This window comes from Pseudahrensia aquimaris (assembly GCF_042676045.1).
Classification (GTDB): domain Bacteria; phylum Pseudomonadota; class Alphaproteobacteria; order Rhizobiales; family Rhizobiaceae; genus Pseudahrensia; species Pseudahrensia aquimaris.
In genome coordinates this window covers 242244-265907 of record NZ_JBHTJV010000026.1, presented here as the reverse complement: position 1 = coordinate 265907, position 23664 = coordinate 242244, and the positions used below count along the sequence as shown (strand labels likewise).

27 protein-coding genes are annotated in these 23664 nt (G+C 55.0%); 11 read left to right on the top strand and 16 right to left on the bottom strand.

Annotation, left to right across the window (positions count from 1 at the left end):
* Both ACFQ14_RS17050 and ACFQ14_RS17045 read left to right on the top strand, forming a co-directional pair.
* On the top strand, positions 1-199 hold a 199-nt coding region (locus tag ACFQ14_RS17050; RefSeq protein ID WP_377213958.1), incomplete at its 5' end, for a hypothetical protein.
* Positions 189-938: a hypothetical protein gene (locus ACFQ14_RS17045; protein ID WP_377213957.1), complete on the top strand. Its 750-nt coding sequence runs from the start codon at positions 189-191 to the stop codon at positions 936-938. The genes ACFQ14_RS17050 and ACFQ14_RS17045, both read left to right, overlap by 11 nt.
* 100 nt (positions 939-1038) lie before the next feature.
* Here ACFQ14_RS17045 and mazG read toward each other — a convergent pair whose 3' ends face one another.
* The 5 genes from mazG to ACFQ14_RS17020 form a co-directional block, all read right to left on the bottom strand.
* Complete coding sequence (mazG, locus tag ACFQ14_RS17040; RefSeq protein WP_377213956.1) at positions 1039-1851, bottom strand: nucleoside triphosphate pyrophosphohydrolase; 813 nt, start codon at positions 1849-1851, stop codon at positions 1039-1041.
* Complete coding sequence (locus ACFQ14_RS17035; protein WP_377213955.1) at positions 1848-2444, bottom strand: DUF1176 domain-containing protein; 597 nt, start codon at positions 2442-2444, stop codon at positions 1848-1850. The genes mazG and ACFQ14_RS17035 overlap by 4 nt, the downstream gene beginning before the upstream one ends.
* Positions 2441-3253, bottom strand: a complete 813-nt coding sequence (locus ACFQ14_RS17030) for a D-alanyl-D-alanine carboxypeptidase family protein (RefSeq protein WP_377213954.1) — start codon at positions 3251-3253, stop codon at positions 2441-2443. Before ACFQ14_RS17030 ends, ACFQ14_RS17035 begins: the two co-directional genes overlap by 4 nt.
* 159 nt (positions 3254-3412) lie before the next feature.
* Positions 3413-4336: a pseudouridine-5'-phosphate glycosidase gene (locus ACFQ14_RS17025; protein WP_377213953.1), complete on the bottom strand. Its 924-nt coding sequence runs from the start codon at positions 4334-4336 to the stop codon at positions 3413-3415.
* A gap of 33 nt (positions 4337-4369) precedes the next feature.
* Positions 4370-5254 (bottom strand): PfkB family carbohydrate kinase, encoded by an 885-nt coding sequence (locus ACFQ14_RS17020; protein ID WP_377213952.1) that lies wholly within the window; start codon positions 5252-5254, stop codon positions 4370-4372.
* A gap of 261 nt (positions 5255-5515) precedes the next feature.
* On the opposite strand from ACFQ14_RS17020, the gene recA reads away from it, so the two are divergent.
* The 3 genes from recA to ACFQ14_RS17005 all read left to right on the top strand — a co-directional run bounded on the left by recA (position 5516) and on the right by ACFQ14_RS17005 (position 10252).
* Complete coding sequence (recA, locus tag ACFQ14_RS17015; protein WP_377213951.1) at positions 5516-6622, top strand: recombinase RecA; 1107 nt, start codon at positions 5516-5518, stop codon at positions 6620-6622.
* 238 nt (positions 6623-6860) lie between these two features.
* Positions 6861-9518 carry an alanine--tRNA ligase gene (gene alaS, locus ACFQ14_RS17010; protein ID WP_377213950.1) on the top strand — a complete coding sequence of 886 codons (2658 nt, stop codon included), beginning with the start codon at positions 6861-6863 and terminating at the stop codon, positions 9516-9518.
* Between the two features lie 134 nt (positions 9519-9652).
* Positions 9653-10252, top strand: coding sequence for an SH3 domain-containing protein (locus ACFQ14_RS17005; protein ID WP_377213949.1), 600 nt, complete (start codon positions 9653-9655; stop codon positions 10250-10252).
* A 77-nt stretch (positions 10253-10329) separates the two neighbouring features.
* On the opposite strand, the gene ACFQ14_RS17000 is transcribed toward ACFQ14_RS17005, so the two are convergent.
* Both ACFQ14_RS17000 and ACFQ14_RS16995 read right to left on the bottom strand, forming a co-directional pair.
* On the bottom strand, positions 10330-11541 hold the full coding sequence (locus tag ACFQ14_RS17000; RefSeq protein ID WP_377213948.1) for an NADP-dependent isocitrate dehydrogenase: 1212 nt from the start codon (positions 11539-11541) through the stop codon (positions 10330-10332).
* 170 nt (positions 11542-11711) lie between these two features.
* Complete coding sequence (locus tag ACFQ14_RS16995) at positions 11712-12047, bottom strand: TfoX/Sxy family protein (protein WP_377213947.1); 336 nt, start codon at positions 12045-12047, stop codon at positions 11712-11714.
* A 79-nt stretch (positions 12048-12126) separates the two neighbouring features.
* Between ACFQ14_RS16995 and ACFQ14_RS16990 the strand changes: the two genes are divergently transcribed.
* The 6 genes from ACFQ14_RS16990 (at position 12127) to ttcA (ending at position 16947) form a co-directional block, all read left to right on the top strand.
* Positions 12127-12897: an RNA methyltransferase gene (locus ACFQ14_RS16990; RefSeq protein ID WP_377213946.1), complete on the top strand. Its 771-nt coding sequence runs from the start codon at positions 12127-12129 to the stop codon at positions 12895-12897.
* Positions 12898-13052: 155 nt separating this feature from the next.
* Positions 13053-13688 (top strand): hypothetical protein, encoded by a 636-nt coding sequence (locus tag ACFQ14_RS16985; protein WP_377213945.1) that lies wholly within the window; start codon positions 13053-13055, stop codon positions 13686-13688.
* 55 nt (positions 13689-13743) lie between these two features.
* A complete protein-coding gene (murI, locus tag ACFQ14_RS16980; RefSeq protein ID WP_377213944.1) occupies positions 13744-14526 on the top strand; it encodes a glutamate racemase in 783 nt (260 codons plus the stop codon).
* Between the two features lie 33 nt (positions 14527-14559).
* Entirely contained in the window at positions 14560-15177 is a 618-nt protein-coding gene (locus ACFQ14_RS16975) for a cysteine hydrolase family protein (RefSeq protein WP_377213943.1), read from the top strand.
* 205 nt (positions 15178-15382) lie between these two features.
* The gene (rpsD, locus tag ACFQ14_RS16970) at positions 15383-16000 is read left to right on the top strand and encodes a 30S ribosomal protein S4 (RefSeq protein ID WP_377213942.1); all 618 of its coding nucleotides are present in this window, start codon (positions 15383-15385) and stop codon (positions 15998-16000) included.
* Positions 16001-16074: 74 nt separating this feature from the next.
* On the top strand, positions 16075-16947 hold the full coding sequence (ttcA, locus tag ACFQ14_RS16965) for a tRNA 2-thiocytidine(32) synthetase TtcA (RefSeq protein ID WP_377213941.1): 873 nt from the start codon (positions 16075-16077) through the stop codon (positions 16945-16947).
* Here ttcA and ACFQ14_RS16960 read toward each other — a convergent pair.
* The 9 genes from ACFQ14_RS16960 to purQ form a co-directional block, all read right to left on the bottom strand.
* Entirely contained in the window at positions 16913-18160 is a 1248-nt protein-coding gene (locus ACFQ14_RS16960) for a multidrug effflux MFS transporter (protein ID WP_377213940.1), read from the bottom strand. The genes ttcA and ACFQ14_RS16960 overlap by 35 nt on opposite strands.
* A gap of 37 nt (positions 18161-18197) precedes the next feature.
* On the bottom strand, positions 18198-18905 hold the full coding sequence (locus ACFQ14_RS16955) for a TIGR02453 family protein (protein WP_377213939.1): 708 nt from the start codon (positions 18903-18905) through the stop codon (positions 18198-18200).
* 77 nt (positions 18906-18982) lie between these two features.
* On the bottom strand, positions 18983-19321 hold the full coding sequence (gene grxD / locus ACFQ14_RS16950) for a Grx4 family monothiol glutaredoxin (RefSeq protein WP_377213938.1): 339 nt from the start codon (positions 19319-19321) through the stop codon (positions 18983-18985).
* Between the two features lie 100 nt (positions 19322-19421).
* Positions 19422-19778 (bottom strand): hypothetical protein, encoded by a 357-nt coding sequence (locus tag ACFQ14_RS16945; RefSeq protein WP_377213937.1) that lies wholly within the window; start codon positions 19776-19778, stop codon positions 19422-19424.
* Positions 19775-20059, bottom strand: a complete 285-nt coding sequence (locus ACFQ14_RS16940; RefSeq protein ID WP_377213936.1) for a hypothetical protein — start codon at positions 20057-20059, stop codon at positions 19775-19777. The genes ACFQ14_RS16945 and ACFQ14_RS16940 overlap by 4 nt, the downstream gene beginning before the upstream one ends.
* A 6-nt stretch (positions 20060-20065) precedes the next feature.
* On the bottom strand, positions 20066-20299 hold the full coding sequence (locus ACFQ14_RS16935) for a BolA family protein (RefSeq protein ID WP_377213935.1): 234 nt from the start codon (positions 20297-20299) through the stop codon (positions 20066-20068).
* 13 nt (positions 20300-20312) lie between these two features.
* Positions 20313-22535: a phosphoribosylformylglycinamidine synthase subunit PurL gene (purL, locus tag ACFQ14_RS16930; protein ID WP_377213934.1), complete on the bottom strand. Its 2223-nt coding sequence runs from the start codon at positions 22533-22535 to the stop codon at positions 20313-20315.
* Positions 22536-22576: 41 nt separating this feature from the next.
* The gene (locus ACFQ14_RS16925) at positions 22577-22981 is read right to left on the bottom strand and encodes a hypothetical protein (protein ID WP_377213933.1); all 405 of its coding nucleotides are present in this window, start codon (positions 22979-22981) and stop codon (positions 22577-22579) included.
* On the bottom strand, positions 22981-23661 hold the full coding sequence (gene purQ / locus ACFQ14_RS16920) for a phosphoribosylformylglycinamidine synthase subunit PurQ (RefSeq protein WP_377213932.1): 681 nt from the start codon (positions 23659-23661) through the stop codon (positions 22981-22983). The genes ACFQ14_RS16925 and purQ overlap by 1 nt, the downstream gene beginning before the upstream one ends.
* Positions 23662-23664: the final 3 nt, after the last annotated feature.

The window sequence follows — 23664 nt, the reverse complement described above, 5'->3', positions numbered from 1 at the left end:
GCACCGCATCACGCTTGAAATCGTCACTGAAATTGGCTTTGCCCATAATGGCCTCCTTGCCTCAAAATTAGGGAAGAAGGTGTCTACAAATCTAGGGGCTATTCAGTGCCACCAAGTTCTCGCCCCATCCTGGCATTGCCGCCAAAACATTGGTAACTTACATTTGGCCTCTATTGGCGGAATTTTATATGCATATTAGTGAACTAGCTGAATTGGAACTCAAGGAACTCAATGAGCAACTTGAGCTAAATAGGGGTGAGAGAGTTTACGCTCGTGAAGTGCTGCATGAGGCGAAGCTATGGATTGACCATATTCGGTCTATGGATGAGATTTATCAGAATAGTCGTGAGATCGACCGCAGGATGTTTGTCTTTAATGACATTATCAACAATATCTGTACCTTGATAAATTGGTTGGCTTGCATCCAACTCCTGCGAAGCCAAGTTACAAACAGGGAAATCGCAGAACTCATCTGCAAATGGTTTGGATGGCCCGAGCACATTGGAGAAACATTTATCAATACTGTCAGAAACCCATCAGTTCATTTAGGTCGAGCGTATCCGTGGGGAGAGTATGAGGAGCGTGGGAACACTTGGGCTAAAAACATCGCCCATCATGGAAATAAGTTCACGTTCCTTGGCTCAGTAAATGGTAACACGAACAAAATCACTTTAGGTATCTTTCCTGAACGCCCAAATTATGAGGTGCGCAGGCGCGTGATATTAGATGTTGGGTTTGGAGAAAAGCGCCCCAGACATAAAGATGAACGAGAGGTGGAATTCTTTGTTCCCGGTCTGATGTCTCAGATAACAAAAGCTGTGACACAGGTTTACTGCGAGATGCGTAGATATTCCGAGGCTCAGATCGCTGAGTTTGAAGTGCTAAGAAACAAAATAGTTATAACACGTGTTCCCGCTCCGGAAAATATGGGCCTCTAAATGGGCCTACAGTAGCAGATGAGTGCATGCGCAGTTCATACAAGCAGCCATTGGTTTTAGCGGGCGCATCGTCGACTTTGTCCGCATAGCGGCCCATCCTTCACTCCCCTTTAGCCTCGACCCAATATTTCTCCATCTCGTCCAGGTCTGCCTCATCCAGCCGTTCGCCTAGCGCATTCTCAATATGAGCGAAACGCTTTCTGAATTTCGCGTTCGAGCGTCTTAGTGCCTGATCGGGGTCTATGTTGGCGTGTCTGGCCAGGTTGGCCACGGCGAAGAGGATGTCGCCGATTTCGTCGGTCAGCTTTTCCGCATCGCCTGCGTCCAGTTCTGCTTCCGCCTCGTCGATTTCCTCGCGGATTTTGGCGAGCACCGCGCGGGGATCGTTCCAATCAAAGCCGACTTTGGAGGCCTTTTGCTGGAGTTTCAGCGCGACCATCAGGCCGGGCATGACGTTGGGCACGTCGTCGAGGCGCGATGTGCCGGAACCCTTGGGTGGCAAGCCCATTGCCGCGCGGCGTTCGGCTTGTTCGGCCTTTTCGATAGCCTTGATGCGCTCCCACGCGCCCTTGGCCATGCCGGCGGAGCGTGCTTCTTCGGAGCCAAAAACATGGGGGTGGCGGCGGATCATCTTGGTGGTGATGCCCTCGACCACATCGCCAAAGTCAAACGCGCCTTCTTCGGTCGCCATTTGAGAGTGGTAGATCACTTGCAGCAGAAGATCGCCTAACTCTTCGCGTAGGTCGTCGCGGTCGTCGCGCTCGATGGCGTCGATGACTTCATAGACCTCTTCAATGGTATAGGGCGCGATCGATTTGAAGTCCTGCTCAATGTCCCAAGGGCAACCGGTATCCGGCTCGCGTAGGGCGGCCATGATTTCAATCAGGCGGGAGATTTCGCGCGAAGGCTTCACGGGTTGTAGCCCCAAATGCCTTTTTCTGCGTCGAATACGGTCACCGGGTCTTCCTTGCCGTTATAGGTAGGATCGTCTTCATAGCGCAAAAGCACGAAACGCGCACCGCGCAGCACCCAAGTGCCGGAGGATGAAACATCGCCAATGCCGCGCCCTTTGGGTGAACTGGTGAGCGTGCGCGTGGCGGGGTCGAAAGATGGGTTGGTGAGCTGCCTCGTGGATGAAAAGCCCACAATGCGGGTCGACAACAGTTTGGCGTCTTCACCGTCGCCGCTCATTTGCGTGTCGAGCACTGGTTGGGCGAATGTTATGCGCTCCACGTCGCCATATGAATCCAGCAGGAAATAGGCGTTGCCGAAATTGTAAGCAGCCCGCCAGCAGGGAACCTCTACAAGCGTGAATTTCGAAGCCTGATCGTTACCGGGCAGGGTTTCTTCAAATTCATATCGTCTGGGTTTGTCCGCGCCTTCCGCATACACATCACATTCGGCTTTGACTGCTTCCAATTCTCGATCAAGGGCTTCATTGGCAGATGCAGGCATGGCTGCCAGCATCAAGCCACCCAGCGCCAAGGCTGTCGTAAGCCGCATCATCTGGCGTATCGGTTCATCAATTGCACCATGCGCTTGTTGCGCACGCCGCCAGAATTCTCGCCCATAACCACGCCCACATAAGAGCGGCGCCCACGGGTGACCGATGTAGCAAGGTTAAACCCGGAAGCGCGGGTGTAGCCCGTTTTGATGCCATTAGCGCCCTTCAATTGGCCGAGAACGCGGTTGTGTCCGCGTATCGTGCGGTTGCCAAACTTGAACGAAGTCTTGCCGAAATAATGGTAGTGGTGGGGAAAGCGCCTTTTCAGCGCGATGCTAAGCTTTGCCATGTCGCGTGCCGTGCTGATCTGACCCCGATCAGGCAGGCCGGATGCGTTTTTGAAAGTCGTTGAGTTCATGCCTAGTGAACGGGCCTTTAGTGTCATCGTGCGGGCAAACTGCGCTTCTGAGCCGCCCAACCGTTCGGCCACTGCCGTGGCCACATCGTTGGCAGATTTGACCACCAGCGCCTGAATTGCCTGGTCAGTCGTGAGCGATTGCCCCGCTCGCAAGCCGAGCTTTGATGCAGGTTTGCGCGCCGCGTTGCGGGAAAAATAGATCGGCGTTGATTTGGTGAGTTGCCCACGATCCAGCGCTTCAAACAGCATGTATACGGTCATCATCTTGGTCAACGAAGCGGGGAAGCGGCGGGCATCTGCTTTTTCAGAATGCAGCACCCGGCCCGTGCGGGCATCCATGACTATCGCTGCATAGCGGGTGGGCTTGGGTGCGATTGGTTGTGGGTTCAATACGCCAGTGGTTGTGCAGCCAACCAGCAAGACGAGAGCCGCCGACATGGCTGCAAGCCGCATTAGCGCTCTCTTTGGTGCGTTGCGCATGGTCCGCCAACCCTGTTGCCCGATATTCAAGTGTCGAATCTTTCTTACACCGCCCGTTGCGCGTTTGGTTTAACCAGTCTGCCGCACAAGGCAACAATGCACGAAAAGCTGGCGGTGTGCATGTATGAAATGTCACACAGCAGGCATTGCGCGAGCAGCCTCTGCGCAGGCAATTTGGGCGGCAAGACGGCCATTGTTGACCACCAGTGCAATGTTGGTGTGCAGGCTGCGGCCTTCGGTCAATTCGAAGATGCGCCCCAATAGGAAGGGCGTCACTGCTTTCCCGCTCACGCCGTCAGAAGCGGCGTCAGCCAGCGCCTGCTCGATGTGGGCGTTCATCGTCTGCGCCGGTATTTCATCTGTTTTCGGAACCGGGTTGGCAATCAAGGTTCCGCCAGAAAGGCCAGATGCGCGGCGCATGGCGTTGTGCTGGGCAATTTCTGCGGCCGTATCCAGTCGAAGTGGCGAGGCGAGATTGCTCTCTCGCGACCAGAAGGCGGGAATGCGGTCTGCGCCATAAGTGATGACCGGTACACCTCTGGTTTCCAGCACTTCCAGTGTTTTTTCAAGATCGAGTATCGCCTTCGCGCCCGCACACACGACCGTGACAGGCGTTTTGGCGAGCTCTTCCAGATCGGCAGAAATATCGAACGTCGTTTCAGCGCCTCGGTGCACGCCACCAATGCCGCCGGTGGCGAACACGGCGATACCAGCAAGGTGCGCTGCAATCATGGTCGCTGCCACTGTGGTCGAACCGGTTTTACCCTGCGCCAGCGCATAAGCGAAATCGGCGCGCGACAGTTTCATCACATCTGTCGCTTTGCCGAGCTGTTCCAGTTCTTCATCTTCCAGCCCGATGTGCAGCACGCCCTCAAGAACGGCTATTGTTGCCGGTTCCGCCCCTTCATCGCGCACGGCTTGTTCGACAATGCGTGCTGTCTCGACATTTTGGGGCCAAGGCATGCCGTGCGTGATGATGGTGGATTCCAGCGCAACGAGCGGCGTGCCTGCCTCGCGGGCGGCTTCAACGGATTTGCTGTATCGGATGGAGAGCATGAATAAGTTCCGCAATTGCAGGTTGGGTTTGGCCTATAGAACGACAGGGGCAGCAAGACCAAGCGCTTGGCCGATATCGGCGCGATAGGGTCCGTCGATGGACAAGATCAACTGCGAGGCTTTAATGCCAGTTATAGCGGCATCACAGAGCGACTTGCCCGATGACAGTTCAAACAACGTCAATGCGGCCAACGCATCACCCGCGCCGGTGACATCTTTGATGGCGCTGAACTGTGAAACGGGCTGGCGCGTGATTTTGCCGTTTTCCAACATCCAAACTGGGTTTTGGCCCGCGCTGATAACCGCGGACTTCAACCCCTGTTTGGATAATTGCTGAAGAGCTTCTTCGACGGTAATGGCACCCTGCGCCAAGGCCAGTGCTTCGCCTTCGTTAGCGAAGAGCAAATCGATATTTGCAATCAGCTTTTGCAGCTTGCCGATCTTGGCAACAGAAACGCCCAAGGCACAAAGCTGCTCAGCGTTGGCTGCAATCGTTTCAAGAGCCTGTTCCGGTAGATTGGTGTCGATCACGGACCATCCGGAAGTGCTGGCTTCCGGCGCGCTGAAGCCGTCATAAATTGCCATGTCGGCTAGCGCGGCGACCAAATCGCCGTCATGATCTAAGATCGCGGTGTATTGCGCCGTTTGCTCGCCGGATTGAGCCAAAAGTGTCACTCTGCGCCGGGCGACCTCCTCGCAAACCATGTCTGCGGCGGCGTCTTCGCCCAAAATGGAGTGGAGCGTGATATGACACCCACAAGCGGCCAGCAGGCTGGCTGTATTAAGGGCTGCGCCTCCCACACGTTCCTGGAAACGCCCTGGCGTGGAGCGACCGGACAGAATTGGCTCACTTGCCCATCCCAATCGGTCAACATGAGAAGCGCCGAAGAAGACAAATGGGGAAAGGGTGGTTGTCATATGCCCGCGGTGCCACGAGCGGGCCGCTTGATCAAGGTTGTCGAATCGTGCGGGTGGGACATGTTCTGACGGCAAAAACTGTGACCTTCACATTCGGTCGAGAGTGGCAGTTTGATGTTTGACTGTGAACAAAATTAGAACAAATAGAGTTTTATTGCTTAATAACAATAACTTAAATTGGTATTTACAAATGAGAACAAAAACGGTACAAAAACACCAAATTGCAATGCACGCACAACACGTGAAATAAGGATGACCAAGATGGGCGCACCGAACCTAAAAGTGGTTGAGGACAAAAACGTGGATAAATCAAAGGCGCTCGAAGCAGCGCTCGGCCAGATCGAACGAGCGTTCGGCAAAGGCTCCATTATGCGCCTTGGCGCGAACGAGCAAGCGGTGGAGATCGAGACGATCCCAACTGGCTGTCTTGGTCTCGACATTGCGTTGGGCGTTGGCGGTTTGCCAAAAGGGCGGATCGTTGAAGTGTATGGCCCTGAATCGTCTGGTAAGACGACTCTGGCACTGCACGTGGTGGCTGAAGCTCAAAAGAAGGGCGGTATTTGTGCCTTTGTGGATGCCGAGCACGCGCTCGATCCGGTCTATGCCCGTAAACTTGGTGTTGATCTTGAAAACTTGTTGATCTCCCAGCCTGATACCGGCGAGCAAGCGTTGGAAATCACCGACACGCTTGTCCGTTCCGGCGCTTGTGATGTGCTGGTGATCGACTCGGTTGCCGCTCTTACCCCGCGTGCTGAAATCGAAGGCGAGATGGGCGCGTCACTTCCGGGCCTTCAAGCTCGGTTGATGAGCCAGGCGTTGCGCAAGCTCACAGCGTCGATTTCACGGTCGAACACGATGGTGATCTTCATTAACCAGATCCGCATGAAAATCGGTGTCATGTTCGGTTCGCCCGAAACAACCACCGGCGGTAATGCGCTCAAGTTTTACTCGTCCGTGCGCCTCGACATTCGCCGCATTGGCGCGATCAAGGATCGTGACGAGGTTGTTGGCAACCAGACACGTATCAAGGTCGTCAAAAACAAGCTTGCGCCTCCGTTCAAGCAGGTCGAATTCGACATTATGTATGGCGAAGGTGTCTCAAGAATGGGCGAACTGGTTGATTTGGGTGTTACAGCCGGGATCGTTGAGAAGTCCGGTGCATGGTTCTCGTACGATAGTCAGCGGCTGGGGCAGGGGCGTGAAAATGCCAAGACCTTCCTCAAGGAAAATCCCGAAGTTGCGCAAGAGATTGAAGGCAGAATTCGTCAAAACGCCGGTCTTATAGGAGAGAAGCTTCTTGATGAGCCGACAGGCAAGGATGAAGAAGGTTCCGAGGCGGATTTGGATCTGGGAGAAGCTGCAAGCTGATCGGCCTGCTTCTGGGCTATATACTCACAAAAGGCCGCTTCGATCCGAGGCGGCCTTTTTGTTGGGGGTGCTCATTGTGGCTTTGGGTTGAACTGATCGGCCCGGCTCGTTTCAAGTGTGCGCAATGCACAGTTGAAATTATCCTGCGAAACTGGTCAAAGCTGCGCAATCCTGTGTTGCACTCTTGTTCAACGTTGGGACATTTCAACGGCATCAAAACTTTGGGAACATACATCCAATGACCGGCGTAAACGATATTCGCTCTTCCTTTCTCTCGTATTTTGAGAAGAACGGACACACGGCGGTTGAATCCTCACCTTTGGTTCCGCGCAATGATCCCACTTTGATGTTCACCGCCGCTGGTATGGTGCAGTTCAAGAACGTCTTTACGGGGCTGGAAACACGTGACTACACGCGCGCCGCCACATCGCAAAAGTGCGTGCGGGCAGGGGGCAAGCATAATGATCTTGATAATGTTGGCTACACGGCCCGTCACCACACATTTTTCGAGATGTTGGGCAATTTTTCGTTCGGCGATTATTTCAAAGCGGACGCCATCGAATTGGCGTGGAACCTTCTAACGAAAGAATTCGGTCTGGACGCCGCCAAACTGCTCGTTACCGTCTATCACACGGACGACGAGGCTTTTGATCTTTGGAAAAAAATCGCTGGATTGAATGATGAGCGCATCATTCGCATCGCAACGTCGGATAATTTCTGGTCGGCTGGTGATACCGGTCCTTGCGGGCCGTGTTCAGAAATTTTCTTCGATCATGGCGATCATATCTGGGGCGGTCCTCCGGGGTCACCTGAAGAGGATGGCGACCGTTTTGTGGAGATATGGAATCTGGTTTTCATGCAATACGAACAGGTTACGCCCGATGAGCGCGTTGATCTGCCCAAGCCGTCCATAGATACCGGCATGGGTATTGAGCGTATCGCTGCCGTGCTTCAAGGCACGCACGACAACTATGAAATTGATCTTTTCAAAGCACTGATCCGCGCCAGTGAAGAAGCGACGGGAGTAGGGTCGGATGAAAAGACACGTGCCAGCCACCGTGTCATCGCGGATCATTTGCGCGCTGTTTGTTTTCTGATCGCTGATGGAGTTTTGCCTTCAAACGAAGGGCGTGGCTACGTTTTGCGCCGCATCATGCGCCGTGCAATGCGCCATGCCAGCCTGCTGGGAGCGCAAGACCCGCTCATGTGGCGGCTCGTGCCAGCCTTGATCGGGCAAATGGGCAGTGCCTATCCCGAACTTGGCCGCAACGAAGCATTGATGAGCGAGACGCTAAAACTGGAAGAAACGCGGTTCCGCAAAACGCTCAACCGCGGTCTTTCATTGCTTGATGAAGCCAGCGCTGAACTCAATGAAGGCGATAAGCTGGATGGTGAAACTGCATTCAAACTCTACGATACATATGGCTTTCCGCTCGATCTGACCCAAGACGCACTGCGTCGCCGCGGCATTGAGGTTGATACAGATACCTACAACGTCGCAATGGAACGTCAAAAACAAGAGGCGCGGGCCTCTTGGCAGGGTGCCGGCGGTGCTGCGGAGGAGAGTATTTGGTTTAAACTGCGTGAAGAACACGGGGCCACAGAATTTTTGGGTTATGGCACCGAAAAGGCTGAAGGCGTTGTTCAGGCCCTGGTTCGTGATGGCGAAACTGTTGGTGCGCTTAAGCAGGGTGAAACCGGTTGGTTGATCGTCAACCAAACGCCATTCTATGGCGAATCCGGCGGCCAGATGGGCGACACTGGTTTGGTATCTGGGCCTGATTGCTCATTGAATGTCAGTGATACCCGAAGGAAGGCGGACGGTTTGTTTATTCATGAGGTCACCGTCAACGACGGCTCGATCAAAGTGGGGGATGCACTTACTTTGGAAGTTGATCACGCCCGTCGCGCTCAACTGCGTGCAAATCATTCGGCCACTCATTTGGTGCATGAAGCGTTGCGTGAAGTTCTGGGCAATCATGTTTCTCAAAAAGGTTCGCTTGTTGCGCCGGAGCGACTGCGTTTTGATTTTGCTCATCCCAAGCCTGTTGAAGTCTCCGAAATGGCCCAAGTGGATGATTTGGCAAACGCCTACGTGATGCAGAACGATGCCGTTACAACCACTTTGATGGCTGTTGACGATGCCATCGAATTGGGCGCACAGGCGCAGTTTGGCGAGAAGTATGGCGATGAAGTTCGTGTGGTTTCTATGGGCAAGATCATGGAAGGCGAAAGGGCCGGCAAACCGTGGTCATTGGAATTGTGCGGCGGTACCCATGTGAACCAAACGGGAGATATTGGTTTGGTTGCCATCGTATCGGAAAGCGCAGTGTCGTCGGGTGTTCGCCGCATTGAAGCGCTCACGGGGAAGGCGGCGCGTGAATATCTCCAAGGGCAGGACGAACTGCTGCGCGAAGCAGCCGCAGCGCTAAAATCCGCGCCTGCAGATGTGCCATCCCGCGTTGCCACTTTGCTGGATGAGCGCAAAAAACTGGAGCGCGAACTGGCGGAAGCGAAGAAACGCCTGGCTATGGGGGGCGGATCGGCGGATCAGGCCGGACCAGAAACGATTGGCGACGTAATGTTTTCCGGTCGGGTGATCGAAGGCATTTCACCGAAAGAGCTTAAAGGGCTGGTTGACGAGGAGAAAAGTCGTCTTGGCTCTGGCATCGTGGCAATTGCCGCCAAAACCGAAGATGGCAAAGCCGCAGTGGTTGTGGGTGTGAGCGGTGATCTGATCGAGCGGTTCAGCGCGGTCGACATGGTGCGGGCAGCGTCTGAAGCCGTTGGCGGCAAGGGCGGCGGCGGTCGGCCAGACATGGCACAGGCCGGCGGACCGGATGGCGAAAAGTGTGATGCCGCGCTTGCGGCGGTGCGAACGCTTATAGCTTCCTAGTCAGCTTTTGTGAGCTTGGTGATTTCTCCTGAGCGAAGCGCTTGGCCTCTACCGTTTTGAGATTGATCTGCATCAACTAACGAAGCCGTCATGCGGTGTTCACTGACCCTCGATACTAATTCGAGGAGAATGTCATGAAACACTTCGTCATCATTCTTTCGGTCATCGGCTCCTTCATGCTCGGTCCGCAGCAGGCGTATGCAGCGTGGAACGCACGTGCGGTCGCAGATGTGAACATGCGAGCCGGTCCGGGAGTTCGCTACAGGATTCTTGATGTCATTCCAGCAGGACGCCGCGTAAGCGTAAGACGTTGCATTCGTTCTTGGTGCAGAGTTCGTTTTCGCGGTCTCAATGGATGGGTTTCGAGACGATTTCTCAGGCCATCAAGAGTTCGGCGTGGTTATCGGCGGTATCGCGACCCATATTATGAGGATCCGTATTGGGATGGGCCCAGCATATACATTCGTCCACGAATTCGCAGGCCACGCTATCGTCGACCGAGATATTCTAGCCCTCGATACCGCGGCCCACGGTATCGTCGGCCTGGTGTTATTAGACGCCCTAAAGCCGATAGGCCTCGGATACGGCGCCCAAGAAGGGCCGACCGCCCGCGTATTCGTCGGCCGAGAAGAGCGGATCGTCCACGTATTCGGCGGCAACGTCGGGCCAGACCGAGGGGGGTGAGACCTGGAGACGGTCCCGTAGGTCGGCCAAGAAATATCCGCCGACCATAGTGTTTTAGTTTCAATATGCGAAGATGCCTCCGGAGCAGTTTCGGAGGCGTGGTGTCTTGCTAAACTGATGGTTGCAACTAGCTCATGGCCTTTTGCAGGTTCTCGTCGACTTTATCCAAGAAGCCTGTGGTGGACAGCCACGGCTGATCGGGGCCGATGAGCAGGGCCAAGTCTTTTGTCATATGGCCGCTTTCGACGGTGTCGATACAAACCTGTTCGAGCGTGTCAGCAAACTTGCCCAAGGCCGCGTTGTCGTCCAGCTTCGCGCGATGAGCGATGCCACGGGTCCATGCAAAGATGGATGCGATGGAGTTTGTTGAGGTTTCTTCACCCTTTTGGTGCGCGCGGTAGTGGCGGGTGACTGTGCCGTGAGCAGCCTCGGATTCGACTGTTTTGCCGTCCGGCGTCATCAGAACGGATGTCATCAGACCGAGCGAACCGAAGCCTTGTGCCACGATATCGGACTGCACGTCGCCATCGTAGTTTTTACAGGCCCAGACATAGCCGCCGGACCATTTCAGCGCAGAGGCCACCATGTCATCGATAAGGCGGTGCTCGTACCAGATTTTCTTGGCTTCGTATTTGTCTTTGAACTCGGATTGATAAATCTCTTCAAACAGGTCTTTGAACTGGCCGTCATAGGCTTTCAAAATGGTGTTCTTGGTAGAAAGGTAGCACGGGACACCGCGGTTCAGCGCGTAGTTGAGCGAAGCGCGGGCGAAGTCTTTGATTGACTCATCAAGATTATACATGCCCATCGCAACACCGGAAGAAGGGGCGTCGAAGACATCGAAGTCCATTGTCTCGCCGTCTTCACCCACAAATTTCATGGTGAGCTTGCCGGGGCCAGGAAAGCGGAAGTCCGTGGCGCGGTATTGGTCGCCATAGGCGTGACGGCCAACGATGATCGGCTGCGTCCAGCCGGGCACAAGGCGGGGCACGTTTTTCATGATGATGGGTTCGCGGAAAATAACGCCGCCCAGAATGTTGCGAATCGTGCCGTTTGGCGAGCGCCACATTTTCTTTAGGCCGAATTCCTCAACGCGGGCTTCGTCCGGCGTAATCGTCGCGCATTTGACGCCTGCGCCGTACTTCTTGATCGCTTCGGCGGCGTCGATGGTGATCTGATCGTCCGTATCGTCACGCGCTTGGATGCCGAGGTCGTAGTATTTCAGGTCGATGTCGAGATAGGGGTGGATCAGCTTGTCTTTGATGAACTGCCAGATGATGCGGGTCATCTCATCGCCGTCCAATTCGACCAGCGGATTTTCGACCTTGATTTTTGCCATTTCGAGCACTTTCTAACGTGTTGGGCTCATTGTTGAGCCTTGCCTGTCGCTCTTATTTGAGCGTGTTTGCGGTGGAGCATGAGCTGGCAGTAAACCGTGCCGCCGCAGGCTCCCGAATGCGACAACGCGTCTATATCACCGCTGTCGGGCAAGGCAAATGCGTGAACAGGCTACTTTGGTGGCAAGCCACAGACAAACTCTTTTGCTGTGGCCAGCCATTTGGCTAAGTCTTGGTCGTCTGCAAACCCCGGCGGCATGACATAGATGTATCCCCGCATGGGGCGACCCGTGAAATTCATCTCCGTTGTGTGCGGCTTTGTACGGGCGTCCGCTTCACGTTCTGCGCCGACCCGCAGAAGCAAATTGCCCGTGTTGCTGGCCCCGCAGAGCATGTTGCCGTTCAGCATGAAGCAGACGCCGCCAAACATGTTGCGTTCGCTCAAATTTTGCTCATTCCTCAAGGCAACGCGGATGCGGGAGGCGAGGTCTTCCGTCTCGGGTTTCACGGCTTGATGCCCTTTCTCACTCGCGTTTCAGCAATTTCGGCAGTATAGCGCTGGCATTGCAACCGGGTAAGATGTGTCGATGGCTGGAACGAACCACAATAAACCGCTCATTGCTGATGGCCCCTCGATCATTCTGGTCAATCCGCAATTGGGCGAGAACATTGGCGCGAGCGCCCGCGCGATGGCGAATTTTGGCTTGGCTGATCTGCGCATTGTGGATCCGCGTGATGGCTGGCCAAACGATGTGGCGCGTGCCAATGCGGCAAAGGCGGATCACATCATCGACAATGTGCAGGTGTTTGTTCGTCTGGAGGATGCGCTTGCGGATCTGCAATTTGTCTATGCGACCACGGCTCGGCAGCGCGAAATGTTGAAGCCTGTGCGTGGGCCGGGTGAAGCGGCTGCAACGCTGCGCAAACGACATGTCAGCGGACAGAGCACTGGCATCATGTTTGGCCGCGAAAGGGCGGGGCTGGAGAGTGTCGAGGTTGCTTTGGCGGATGAAATCGTGACGTTCCCCGTCAATCCAGCATTTGCTTCGTTGAATATATCGCAGGCCGTGCTGCTGATGAGCTATGAATGGATGGTGAGTGGCGAAGCTGAACTACCCATCAGCACGCCGCCGAGCCTGCCGGCGGCCAAAGACGATCTTTTTGGTTTGTTTGAGCATCTTGAAGGTGCTCTCGACAAGATGAACTATTTCCGACCTCCGCACAAAAGGGCGACGATGGTGGAAAACCTGCGCAACATCTTTTCCAAAGCCGAGTTGAGTCAACAGGAAATCCATGCCTTGCGCGGTGTGGTGGCCACGCTGGAAGGGCGCAAAACGCGTCCACGTAAAGATCGATGATGTGATTGTCTGTCCGGGCCGTATTAACAAGTTTTTAACCGTGTAATACGGAATTCTTGTTCTTTTCGTAATTTGGAAATCCGCTGTTTCTAATCTTTTCTCAACACACGTCTGCGCTGAGGCGACATTGCGCAGGGCAGGGGCAGGGGAAAGACATGGTCAAATTGCTGTTTAGTTATCGGGGCACGATAAACCGTCTGCCCTATCTTGGTGGAATTGCGCTTTCAGCGTTTTTGCCCATCGTGGTTTTGATCCTGGCGTTTTCCTCGCTTGGTTCCGTTGGCTATCTGGCAGGTGGTGAAACCGGTTTGGTTCTAGCCTTTATTGTCGTTGTTACGTTGGTCTACGGGGCTTCTTTTTGGGTCAGCTTTGCACTGATCGTGAAACGAACGCGTGCAGCATTCGGTGGCCTGACTTGGTTTTGGGTCTATTTGGGGGCGTTGTTTTTGCTGATCGTCCCGATTTTGAACATTTTCGCTATTCTCTATATGATCGGCTTCGGGCTAGCGCTTCTGTTTAAGCAAACCAAGCAGGGCATTTCGACATTCGATCCGGGTATTTTTGGTGGTGAGCCCACCCGCTCGATTTCGTCACGGCCTGAAAGTTTCGACAGCGACGATGATCTGGGATTATCGGATTTGACCGATGCTGATCTTGTAGCCCGAGCTGCACAGCTTCGCGAAGCGGCGGCGCCTGCTGTGGCTGCACCCGCTGCCCGCGCTGCTGCTTCTACTGCCAAGGGGGGTGGTTTCGGCCAACGGGGCGCCCGCGTCGCTTTCGGTCAACGTTGAGCGCAGCTAAATTCTCTTGTTGTTGATTGTGGGCGCGGCCTGATAAGTCGTGCTCATGACAATTCTTGTTTTCGACAGCGGAATCGGTGGGCTAAGCGTTTTGCGCGAGGCACGAATTTTGATGCCCGGGCACCGCTTTGTTTACGTCGCAGACGATGCTGGCTTTCCCTATGGAGACTGGGAAGAGAAGGCTCTGCAAGCGCGCATGAGCGGGATATTTGATGACCTTGTGGCCCGCTACAAGCCGGCCATGATTATCGTCGCGTGCAACACGGCTTCCACCGTCATCTTGCCGTTGCTGCGCGAAAAGTTCTCGTTCCCCATCGTTGGCACTGTTCCTGCGATCAAGCCCGCCGCCGAACAGACGCGCTCGGGTCAGGTTTCGGTGTTGGCAACGCCGGGCACGGTGCAACGCGACTATACACGGGGATTGATTGCCCAGTTCGCGAGCAAAGTGAATGTCCGACTTGTCGGCGCCGAACGGCTGGCCGCCTTGGCTGAAGATTTCGTGCTGACAGGTAAGGTCGATGAGGCGGCGGTGGCGAAAGAGATCGCCGATTGCTTTATCGAGCGATTGGGTGCGCGGACCGATATCGTTGTGTTGGGATGCACCCATTATCCGTTCCTCACCAATGTCATGCGGCGGCTGGCACCTTGGCCTGTCGATTGGCTCAACCCGGCTGAAGCCATTGCCCGCCATGCGCGCACGCTGGTGGAGACGCCTCAGCAAGTTGAGGTCGTGCAGGATCTAGCAGAGTTTACGGGTGGGCGTCCGCAGCCAGATATGGAGAGGTTTTTGTCCGGTTTCGGGTTGCGTTTGGTTGCGGGCGAGACTTAATGCGTTGATGCAACGTCAGAAGAAAGCAGGACAATGCCGAAGAGAGAGCTGATCGAGGGCAGGGCTGCGCTTGTCGTGATCGATATTCAGAAAAGCACCTTCATTGACGACAGTGTGGAGCGGTCGATTGCCAACATGCCCGGCTACCGTGGGCGCATGGAAGCATGCCGCGCGTTGGTCGATGCGGCTCATGCTGCGAAAGTTCCAGTCATATTCATCCAAGAAATTCATCGCGCTGATCTCGTAGACTTTGGTCGCGAGTTGGATGGTGATGAAGATGTGCATTGCCTCGACAATGATCCGCGAACCGATGTGGCAAAAGAAGAGATGGGCTTTCAGCCGGGAGACTATCTTGTTCCCAAACGCCGCTATTCAGCATTCTTTGGCACGGATTTCGATATTTTGCTGCGTGGATTGAAGGTCGATACGTTGATTTTGTGCGGCGGGCTTACCGATGTTTGCGTCCACTACACGTTCGTTGATGGGCATCAATTCGACTATTTTTGCCGTGTCGTGGAAGATTGCGTTGCAGGGTCCAGCCTTGAAGCGCACGAGGCGTCTTTGCGGGCGATGGAATATCTGCAAACAGGCGCGCGACAGTCTGCCGATGCGGTGATTGAGGCAATGATGTCGGCTGCCGCACTGGAGTGAGTGTGGAATTTGACAGTCATGCATTCTTGCCCTAATCAATCGGCGGCGCGTCGGTTTCCGGCGCGTTTTACGTATCCCGTGGGCAACCTTCGCAAAGCGTGCGCGTGTTGCCCTGTCAGGCTGATGAAATGATCGGCCAAAGGAGGGTGCGTTTTCTCTTGTCCGTGCGGGATGGTCCTGCGCGGCGGACCTTTGAGGAAATGCCATGAGCAAGCGCCATAGCACCAAATATAAAATTGACCGCCGTATGGGCGAAAATATCTGGGGTCGTCCTAAGTCTCCAGTAAACCGTCGCGAATACGGCCCCGGCCAGCACGGCCAAGGCCGCAAGGGCAAACTATCCGACTTCGGCATCCAGCTTCGCGCAAAGCAGAAGCTCAAAGGCTATTACGGCAACATTTCGGAAAAACAATTCCGCAAGATTTACGGCCAAGCCTCTGCCATGAAGGGCGATACGTCCGAAAACCTGATTGGTCTGCTGGAATGCCGCCTCGATGCCATTGTGTATCGCGCGAAATTCGTTGCAACAGTGTTTGCCTCGCGCCAGTTCATCAATCACGGCCACGTGAAGGTGAACGGCGTGAAGGTCAACATCCCGTCATACCGCTGTAAGCCCGGTGACGTGATCGAAGTGCGCGAGAAGTCCAAGCAGTTGGCTATGGTTCTGGAAGCGGTTCAGCTGGCTGAACGCGATGTGCCGGAATACATCAACGCCGACCACAACAAGATGACGGCAACGTTCGTCTCCGTGCCTGCATTTGCCGATGTGCCATATCCGGTGATGATGGAACCGAACCTGACGGTCGAATTCTACTCGCGCTAAGCGCGGGACAAACAACCAGTTATTCTCCAAAAGGGCCGCTCGAAAGGGCGGCCCTTTTTGTGTTAGGCAAAGCTATGGAACAAGTATTGGAATCTGCCAGCGCGACCGGCGACTGCCACGCGCTGTTTCGCACCGCACCCAGCAGCGTTGAATTCAATAAACTGCGCAAGCGGCTCATCCGCCAGGTACGCGAGGCGATTGACGCCTATGGGATGGTGCATACAGGTGGGCACAGACCGAGGTGGCTTGTTGGGCTTTCTGGCGGGAAAGATTCTTACGGCCTGATAGCACTGCTGCTGGATTTGCAGTGGCGCGGCCTGCTTCCGGTGGACCTGTTGGCCTGCAATCTCGATCAGGGGCAGCCGAATTTCCCCAAGCATATTCTCCCTGAATGGCTGGACAGTCACGGCATCGCGCACCGCATCCAATATCGTGACACGTATTCTGTTGTGAAGGAAAAGGTGCCCGAAGGTGCCACTTATTGCGCGCTTTGCTCGCGGCTTCGGCGGGGTAATCTATACCGTATCGCGCGGGAAGAAGGGTGCGACGCGCTGGTGTTGGGCCATCACCGTGAAGACATTTTAGAAACGTTTTTCCTCAACTTGTTCCACGGCGGGAAGCTTGCCACCATGCCGCCGAAGCTGCTGAACGACGCGGGTGATCTGATGGTGCTGCGACCTCTGGCGTTTTGTGCCGAGGATGATTTAGCGAAATTCGCCACTCACATGCAATTTCCGATCATCCCGTGCGACTTGTGCGGTTCTCAGGACGGGCTACAGCGCAATGCGATGAAAGCGATGATTGCCGATATTGAAACGCGGATGCCAGGGCGCAAAGATGTCATGATTCGTGCCTTGGGCAACGTGAACCGCAGCCACATGCTTGATCGTGACTTGTTCGATTTTGCCGGGCTTAGCGCGTTATCTCGGGCTGATCGCGTTCTTTGAAGAGTACGCCGCGTTCGGCCCAAAAAACGACGACAAGCGATAGGATCGCGCAGATAACGAAACCCGCCAACATGGGGGTGGTTGTTCCATCGAAAGTCTGACCAATGGCCGCGCCGATCAAGGCGGAGAAGGCTGTTTGTATGAAGCCAAAGGCCGATGCTGCCGTGCCAGCGTGGTGTCCCAGCGGTTCCATTGCAATGGCGTTGAAGTTGGTGCCGATAAAGCCAAGTGCCATGAACATGATGCCCGTGCCAGCCACAAAAACGGGCAACGGGATCGGACCATCAGCGGTGGCGCTCAAGGTGACCATAATCACACCCCCAATGATGAACAGGCTCAGCGCAGTGTGAGAGATGCGCCGCATGCCTATTGCACGCACCATTTTGGAGTTGAGCAAATTGGCGACGGCGACCGCCATGCCTCCGGTTGAAAAGACGATGGGGAACAGCGCACCCATGTCGTAAATGCCCAAATAAATTTGGGGGGCAGAATTCACGAAACCAAACAAACAGCCGAAAAACAATGCTTGCGCCACCGAATAGCCCATAGAGCGGCGGGTGCTGAGCACAACGGCGAAAGACTGGACAGCAGCGGAGATCGATAGCGGCTTGCGGTCTTCTGGTGCCATCGTCTCCGGCAGACGCAAGCTTATCCAAACGAGGAGCAGGGCTGCAAAAGCGCCCATGAAGGCAAAGATCCAAGGCCACTCTGCAACCAGCAAAATCATTTGTCCGATGGCGGGGGCAAAGATGGGGATGGCCATAAAAATCATCATGACAAGCGACATCACCGACGCCATTTCGCGGCCCGAAAAGCAGTCTCTCACGGTCGCTATCACTGCCACTCGTGCTGCGGCTGCCCCAAGTCCTGCAAATGCGCGGAGAACCAGCAGTGTTGCGAAATCGGGCGCCAAGGGAGTTGCCAGCGCCGCAATTGCATAGAGCGCAACGCCGCCTTGCATAACCCGTTTGCGACCAAAACTTTCAGACAGGGTGCCGAACAGCAATTGACCTATGCCGAAGGGTAGAAGGTATGCGGTGATCAGCCATTGGCGGTCGTTGTCTTGGCTCACCCCGTAAACATCGCCGATCAGCAGCAGTGCGGGAATGACGATGTCGATGGCAAGTGCATTGATTGCCATCACAAGTGCGATGACTGCTACGAACTCCCGATAGGGCAGGCGCAGATTTTGGCTGGCGGTGGCTTGGCTCATGAACGAGCAAGCAAAGGGTTGATTGCAACGTGTTGCATCAGGCAGCGCCATCCTCTTCACGCAGAGGGTCCGTGGCGCGCCAGACGAAATTCATGAACGGCATGATAGTGTGGCCGAAAGCAACGACATCCTCAACAAGGTCTGGCGATGTAAGCCTTTTCTCATCAATGGGCAGTTGTGCGACAAAACTTTTGCGTTTCAGCCATCCCATCAGTTCTTCGTCTTCTATGTCGGCAAAACCCTTGGGTGGGCGCGTCAGCACGCCTTGGCCACCCGCTAGACCCAGTGGCGTGCCTGCTTCTTCAAGGTCGGCTGCCAACTTTTTGAAATCCTTCCAACGGGCGACGATCTGTCCGCGCATAGCTTTTAATTCCGGGCTGGGCGGAAACCACAGGCCGGAGGCTGGAAAGCTGCCTTCGGGGTCAAAATGCATGTAAATGCCGCCAACGTCCTTTTTGGTGCCGGTGCGGGTTAAAACACCGGTGACGTTGGTTTTGTAAGGATGCTTTTCCTTGGAGAAGCGCACATCACGGTTGATGCGAAAAAGCGAAGTTTTGCGTGAACCGCGAAAGGGTAGCCCCTCTTTCTCAAAGCGTTCAGACAGTGTCTCGACAAGCGCCACCATCGGCTCACGAGCCTCTTGCTCGTACAGTTTCTTGTTTTCCAGAAACCATTCTCGGTTTTGGTGAAAGGCCAGCGCCTTGAAAAAGGGCATGGCGTTTTTGCCGAAACCTTCAAAGGCCATATTTCTGCTCCTGAAAACGAAAAACGCGCGACCATCTTGTGACGATGATCGCGCGTTGGGAAGGGGTGTTGGTGGTTTTAGGCGGTTGCTTGGCCGTTCATCACCACGCCTTTTTCCTCCAAAAGCTGCTTCAGTTCGCCCGATTGGAACATTTCACGGGCAATATCGCATCCTCCGATAAACTCACCTTTGACATATACCTGCGGCACAGTCGGCCACTGAGAGAAATCCTTGATGCCTTGGCGCAGTTCGTCATCTTCTAGCACATTGATGCCTTTCCAATCGACACCAAGGTAATCCATGATCTGCGCGACCTGGCCAGAAAATCCGCATTGCGGAAATTGAGGCGTGCCTTTCATGAAAACAACAAGGTCGTTGGTTTTCACTTCGTTCTCGATGAATTCGTTCATGGACATGGCAAAACCTTTTTTTTGCGTCTTGGGCCTGTTGATTTCTATATAGAGTGGCTTGTTTGCAGTTTCTAGTCAGTGCGTTGCCAAACATCGCGGCGCAATTTCATTCTGTTTGCCATTGCTGCCAATCTTCAAAGGTGAAGTCATTTGGCATGTCGTCGCGCTCGGCTTCCATCGCGCGGATGTCTGGCAGGCCCATCAAAATGGCAGGGCACATGCCGCGCACCCTTGCGAATGATGGCGCGTCAGCCACTTCGTCTTCGTGCTGAAGCATCCAGACATATAAATTGGGGATGAAGAACACGCCTTGGCCTTCTGGAATGCCCTGCGCCTCCAATTGAGCACAGGAGCCGCCTGATACGATTGGCTCTTCGTCTTCTTGTTGAGCACGCGCTTGACGTCTTGAGAGGAGAAACCACAAAGCGATGGCGGCCGTGATGGCAAGTGCAAGATAGCTCATGGTGTGGGTTTCTGCGAAGAGCCCGATGCGTTTTTCGGCTGGCGCTTTTTTAGCTCTGGAAAGGGCGGTGTCATCGCGCTTTCGCCTTTGTAGACGACGTCATAGTCTTGCTCAGGCTGCCAACGATAAGTGCCGTCTTTAGCGTTCTTCTTCTGTCTGCGCTGTGCGACAAGCAATGCGATGGTCAAGACAATGATCAGGCCCAAAAGCCCCAAACCGAGCCATGCAATCATGGGGGAGGCGGCAGCATCTGCGATCTGCACATCTGAGGCCGTGTCCATGATTGTCTATTCCGGCGCACTCGTTTGCAGGGCCAATGCGTGCAAAACGCCGCCCATATTGCCTTGAAGTGCGGCATAGACCATCTGATGCTGCTGCACGCGACTTTTGCCTACAAACTGCGCCGAGACGACTTCAGCAGCGTAGTGGTCGCCGTCGCCCGCCAGATCTCGGATCGTCACTTGCGCGTCTGGCAGTGCTTCTTTGATCATACGTTCGATATCGCCTGCATCCATTGCCATGTTTGTTGTCCTCTTATTCCGCAGCTTGGGCGAGCGCGTTTGCGCCCATGAAATCGGGGAACCATGCTTCGTGGGCATCTTTCATGTCAGCCACGGGTATGTCCACCAGATCGTTGATGGTCAAACGGTCGCCCCTTACCGTGCCGATGCGACGGAATGAGACGCCAGAGCCTTCCGAATTGGCAGCGAACATGTCGGCCCATTGGTCGTCAACCGCAACGATATAGCGGGCCTGGTCTTCACCAAACAGCGCTGCATGGGGATAGTGGGGCATGTCGAGTTCAATATCGGCACCATAGCCGGAGGCGATGCACATTTCTGCCAGCGCAATTGCTATGCCGCCGTCGGAGACGTCATGACAAGCGGAGGCATATTCGGTGCGTATAGCGGAGAGGACGAATTCGCCACGGGCGCGTTCCATTTGGAGATCGACTTCGGGTGCTGGCCCTGTGTCTTCGCCCAAAATTTCACGCTGATAGATGGTTCGTGCCAAATGTGTGCCTTCTGTGCCGACGAGAAACAGAGCATCGCCTTCGTCTGCGGTGCCGATGCGGGCCATTTTGTCGGATTCTTCAATTAATCCGACGCCGCCAATCGTTGGTGTTGGCAGAATGGCGGCGCCGTGGGTTTCATTATAAAGTGACACATTGCCGGAGACGATGGGCATATCGAGTGCCAGACAGGCTTCGCCAATACCGCGAATGGCGGCAACGAATTGGCCCATGATTTCGGGCTTTTCAGGGTTGCCAAAATTCAGATTATCGGTAGCAGCGAGCGGTTTTGCACCCACTGCAATCAGATTGCGGAAACATTCCGCCACGGCCTGTTTACCACCCTCAAACGGGTCTGCTTCCACATAACGGGGCGTGACGTCCGAGGAAAAGGCAAGCGCCTTCGTTGGGTGGCCATCGACGCGCACCACGCCAGCGTCGCCGCCGGGAATTTGCAGTGAATTGCCTTGAATGAGTGTGTCGTATTGCTCCCAAACCCATCGGCGCGATGAGAGATCCGGGGAACCCAACATTTTCAGCATCGCCATATTGTAGTCGTGCGGTGGCGCGAATTCGTGCGGCTCCATCGGTGAGGAGGTGCCGGATTCTATCCACGGGCGGTCGTATTCAGGCGCTTCGTCGCCCAATTCCTTGATTGGCAGATTGGCAACTTCTTCGCTTTTGTGGAGAATGCGGAAGCGGAGATCGTCGGTCGTTTCGCCCACGATGGCGAAGTCCAATCCCCATTTGACGAAGATCGCCTTAGCTTCGTCTTCTTTTTCGGGGCGCAATACCATAAGCATCCGCTCCTGGCTTTCCGACAGCATCATCTCATAAGCAGCCATGTTCTCTTCGCGGGCAGGCACTTTGTCGAGATCGAGCAAGATGCCAAGATCGCCACGAGCGCCCATTTCAACAGCAGAACAGGTGAGGCCAGCCGCGCCCATGTCTTGAATGGCAATGACCGCGCCGGTTGCCATGAGTTCCAAACAGGCTTCCAGAAGGCATTTTTCGGTGAAAGGGTCGCCGACCTGCACCGTGGGGCGCTTTTCTTCGATTGTGTCGTCAAATTCCGCAGACGCCATGGTTGCGCCGCCCACGCCGTCTCGGCCGGTTTTCGCACCCAGATAGACGACGGGTAGGCCAACGCCTTCGGCTTTAGACACGTAAATGCCGTCTCTTTTCGCTATTCCAGCGGCAAAGGCATTAACAAGAATGTTGCCGTTATAGCGCTCGTGAAAATTCACTTCGCCACCCACACATGGAACGCCGAAAGAATTGCCGTAACCACCGATACCAGCGACCACGCCGGAGACAAGGTGGCGAGTTTTTGGGTGATCTGGCTCGCCAAACCGCAGTGCGTTCATGGTGGCAACCGGGCGTGCGCCCATTGTGAAAACGTCGCGGAGGATGCCGCCAACGCCGGTGGCAGCGCCCTGATAGGGCTCAATGAAAGACGGGTGGTTGTGGCTTTCCATTTTGAAGACCACAACGTCATCATCGCCGATATCGACGACGCCCGCGTTTTCGCCGGGCCCATAGACGACTTGTGGGCCTTCGGTGGGGAGGGTTTTGAGCCATTTTTTGGATGATTTATAGGAGCAGTGCTCGTTCCACATGGCAGACCAGATGCCGAGTTCGGTGAAAGTTGGTACACGTCCGGTGAGTTCTACGATTCGTGCGTATTCGTCAGCTGACAAGCCATGATCGGCCGCAATCTGCGCGGTTACCTGAATGTCTTTCATCGTTATCGCCCCTTACGCACTCTTCGTCTTACATATTGGCCTTAGGCACAAGCGGTTCTGCCCCGTCCCCAATTGTTCACCGCAGCAACAAGTCGTGGCCCGTCATTCGACTGAACGAGTGGCCCGAAACTGGTCAGTTGTGTCCGCCCACCTATGCGTTCCGCTTGCACAACCATTTTTGGCAGTCCGCCGGGATTGTTGCGCGGCACAATTAAGATGCGTGGTTTTCCAGAAAGAGAATTCAATTCCGGTGACATGCTGAAACCGCGTAATGCGGGATCTTTTTTTGTGAACCAACAGTTTCGCATGGCCTTGGCGACCCGCGTCATGGTGACTTGTGGATTGGCTGAACGGTCAGACGACACTGAGTCTGCCGGCGTTTTGGCGTTGCAGCCAGCAAGAAACACCAAGGCTGCAATCGTGCCAAGAGTTTCGGAGACGCGCATTACGCTGCGCCCGCCATGGCAAGGCCAAGGGCGCCTTCAAACAGGCGTCGGCCATCGTCGCCACCATGGGCAGGCTCAATCAGATTTTCCGGGTGGGGCATCATGCCGAGAACGTTGCCGCTTGCGTTGAAAATGCCGGCAATGTCGTTCAGCGAACCGTTTGGATTGGTTCCCTGCGCATAACGGAAGGCCACCTGACCTTCGCCTTCGATTCGCTTAAGCGTTTCACTATCCGCGAAATAATTACCGTCATGGTGGGCGACAGGGCAGCGGATCATCTCACCCTTGGCATAGTGCTGGGTGTAGGCGTTGGTGTTGTTCACGACTTCGAGAATGACCTCGCGGCAAACGAATGTGAGCCCCGCATTGCGCATTAGAGCGCCGGGCAAGAGGCCGGCTTCGGTGAGCGTTTGAAAGCCATTGCAGACGCCCAGGACCTTCGCCCCACTGTTGGCCGCTTTGCGAACAGCATCCATAATCGGGGCTCGTGCCGCGATAGCACCGGATCGCAGATAATCACCGTGTGAAAATCCACCGGGGATCACTACCAAATCAGATGGCGGCAAATCCGCATCCGTGTGCCAAGCCAATTGAGGGGCTTGGCCGGATATGAGTGTCAGCGCCGCAATCATATCGCGGTCGCGGTTGGAGCCGGGGAAACGTATGACGGTTGCGCGCATGGC

Excerpts from the sequence above, each read along its gene's own strand:
- ACFQ14_RS17020 (WP_377213952.1), bottom strand. The coding sequence starts at position 5,254 with ATGACAACCACCCTTTCCCCATTTGTCTTCTTCGGCGCTTCTCATGTT.
- ACFQ14_RS16945 (WP_377213937.1), bottom strand. The coding sequence starts at position 19,778 with ATGAGCTATCTTGCACTTGCCATCACGGCCGCCATCGCTTTGTGGTTT.
- murI (WP_377213944.1), top strand. The coding sequence starts at position 13,744 with ATGACAATTCTTGTTTTCGACAGCGGAATCGGTGGGCTAAGCGTTTTG.
- ACFQ14_RS16935 (WP_377213935.1), bottom strand. The coding sequence starts at position 20,299 with ATGGCAATGGATGCAGGCGATATCGAACGTATGATCAAAGAAGCACTG.
- ACFQ14_RS16975 (WP_377213943.1), top strand. The coding sequence starts at position 14,560 with ATGCCGAAGAGAGAGCTGATCGAGGGCAGGGCTGCGCTTGTCGTGATC.
- ACFQ14_RS16960 (WP_377213940.1), bottom strand. The coding sequence starts at position 18,160 with ATGAGCCAAGCCACCGCCAGCCAAAATCTGCGCCTGCCCTATCGGGAG.
- ACFQ14_RS17005 (WP_377213949.1), top strand. The coding sequence starts at position 9,653 with ATGAAACACTTCGTCATCATTCTTTCGGTCATCGGCTCCTTCATGCTC.
- ACFQ14_RS16940 (WP_377213936.1), bottom strand. The coding sequence starts at position 20,059 with ATGGACACGGCCTCAGATGTGCAGATCGCAGATGCTGCCGCCTCCCCC.
- purL (WP_377213934.1), bottom strand. The coding sequence starts at position 22,535 with ATGAAAGACATTCAGGTAACCGCGCAGATTGCGGCCGATCATGGCTTG.
- ACFQ14_RS16955 (WP_377213939.1), bottom strand. The coding sequence starts at position 18,905 with ATGGCCTTTGAAGGTTTCGGCAAAAACGCCATGCCCTTTTTCAAGGCG.
- ACFQ14_RS16990 (WP_377213946.1), top strand. The coding sequence starts at position 12,127 with ATGGCTGGAACGAACCACAATAAACCGCTCATTGCTGATGGCCCCTCG.
- ACFQ14_RS16925 (WP_377213933.1), bottom strand. The coding sequence starts at position 22,981 with ATGCGCGTCTCCGAAACTCTTGGCACGATTGCAGCCTTGGTGTTTCTT.
- alaS (WP_377213950.1), top strand. The coding sequence starts at position 6,861 with ATGACCGGCGTAAACGATATTCGCTCTTCCTTTCTCTCGTATTTTGAG.
- ttcA (WP_377213941.1), top strand. The coding sequence starts at position 16,075 with ATGGAACAAGTATTGGAATCTGCCAGCGCGACCGGCGACTGCCACGCG.
- ACFQ14_RS17035 (WP_377213955.1), bottom strand. The coding sequence starts at position 2,444 with ATGATGCGGCTTACGACAGCCTTGGCGCTGGGTGGCTTGATGCTGGCA.
- recA (WP_377213951.1), top strand. The coding sequence starts at position 5,516 with ATGGGCGCACCGAACCTAAAAGTGGTTGAGGACAAAAACGTGGATAAA.
- ACFQ14_RS16985 (WP_377213945.1), top strand. The coding sequence starts at position 13,053 with ATGGTCAAATTGCTGTTTAGTTATCGGGGCACGATAAACCGTCTGCCC.
- grxD (WP_377213938.1), bottom strand. The coding sequence starts at position 19,321 with ATGTCCATGAACGAATTCATCGAGAACGAAGTGAAAACCAACGACCTT.
- ACFQ14_RS17030 (WP_377213954.1), bottom strand. The coding sequence starts at position 3,253 with ATGCGGCTTGCAGCCATGTCGGCGGCTCTCGTCTTGCTGGTTGGCTGC.
- ACFQ14_RS17000 (WP_377213948.1), bottom strand. The coding sequence starts at position 11,541 with ATGGCAAAAATCAAGGTCGAAAATCCGCTGGTCGAATTGGACGGCGAT.
- ACFQ14_RS17045 (WP_377213957.1), top strand. The coding sequence starts at position 189 with ATGCATATTAGTGAACTAGCTGAATTGGAACTCAAGGAACTCAATGAG.
- rpsD (WP_377213942.1), top strand. The coding sequence starts at position 15,383 with ATGAGCAAGCGCCATAGCACCAAATATAAAATTGACCGCCGTATGGGC.
- ACFQ14_RS17025 (WP_377213953.1), bottom strand. The coding sequence starts at position 4,336 with ATGCTCTCCATCCGATACAGCAAATCCGTTGAAGCCGCCCGCGAGGCA.
- purQ (WP_377213932.1), bottom strand. The coding sequence starts at position 23,661 with ATGCGCGCAACCGTCATACGTTTCCCCGGCTCCAACCGCGACCGCGAT.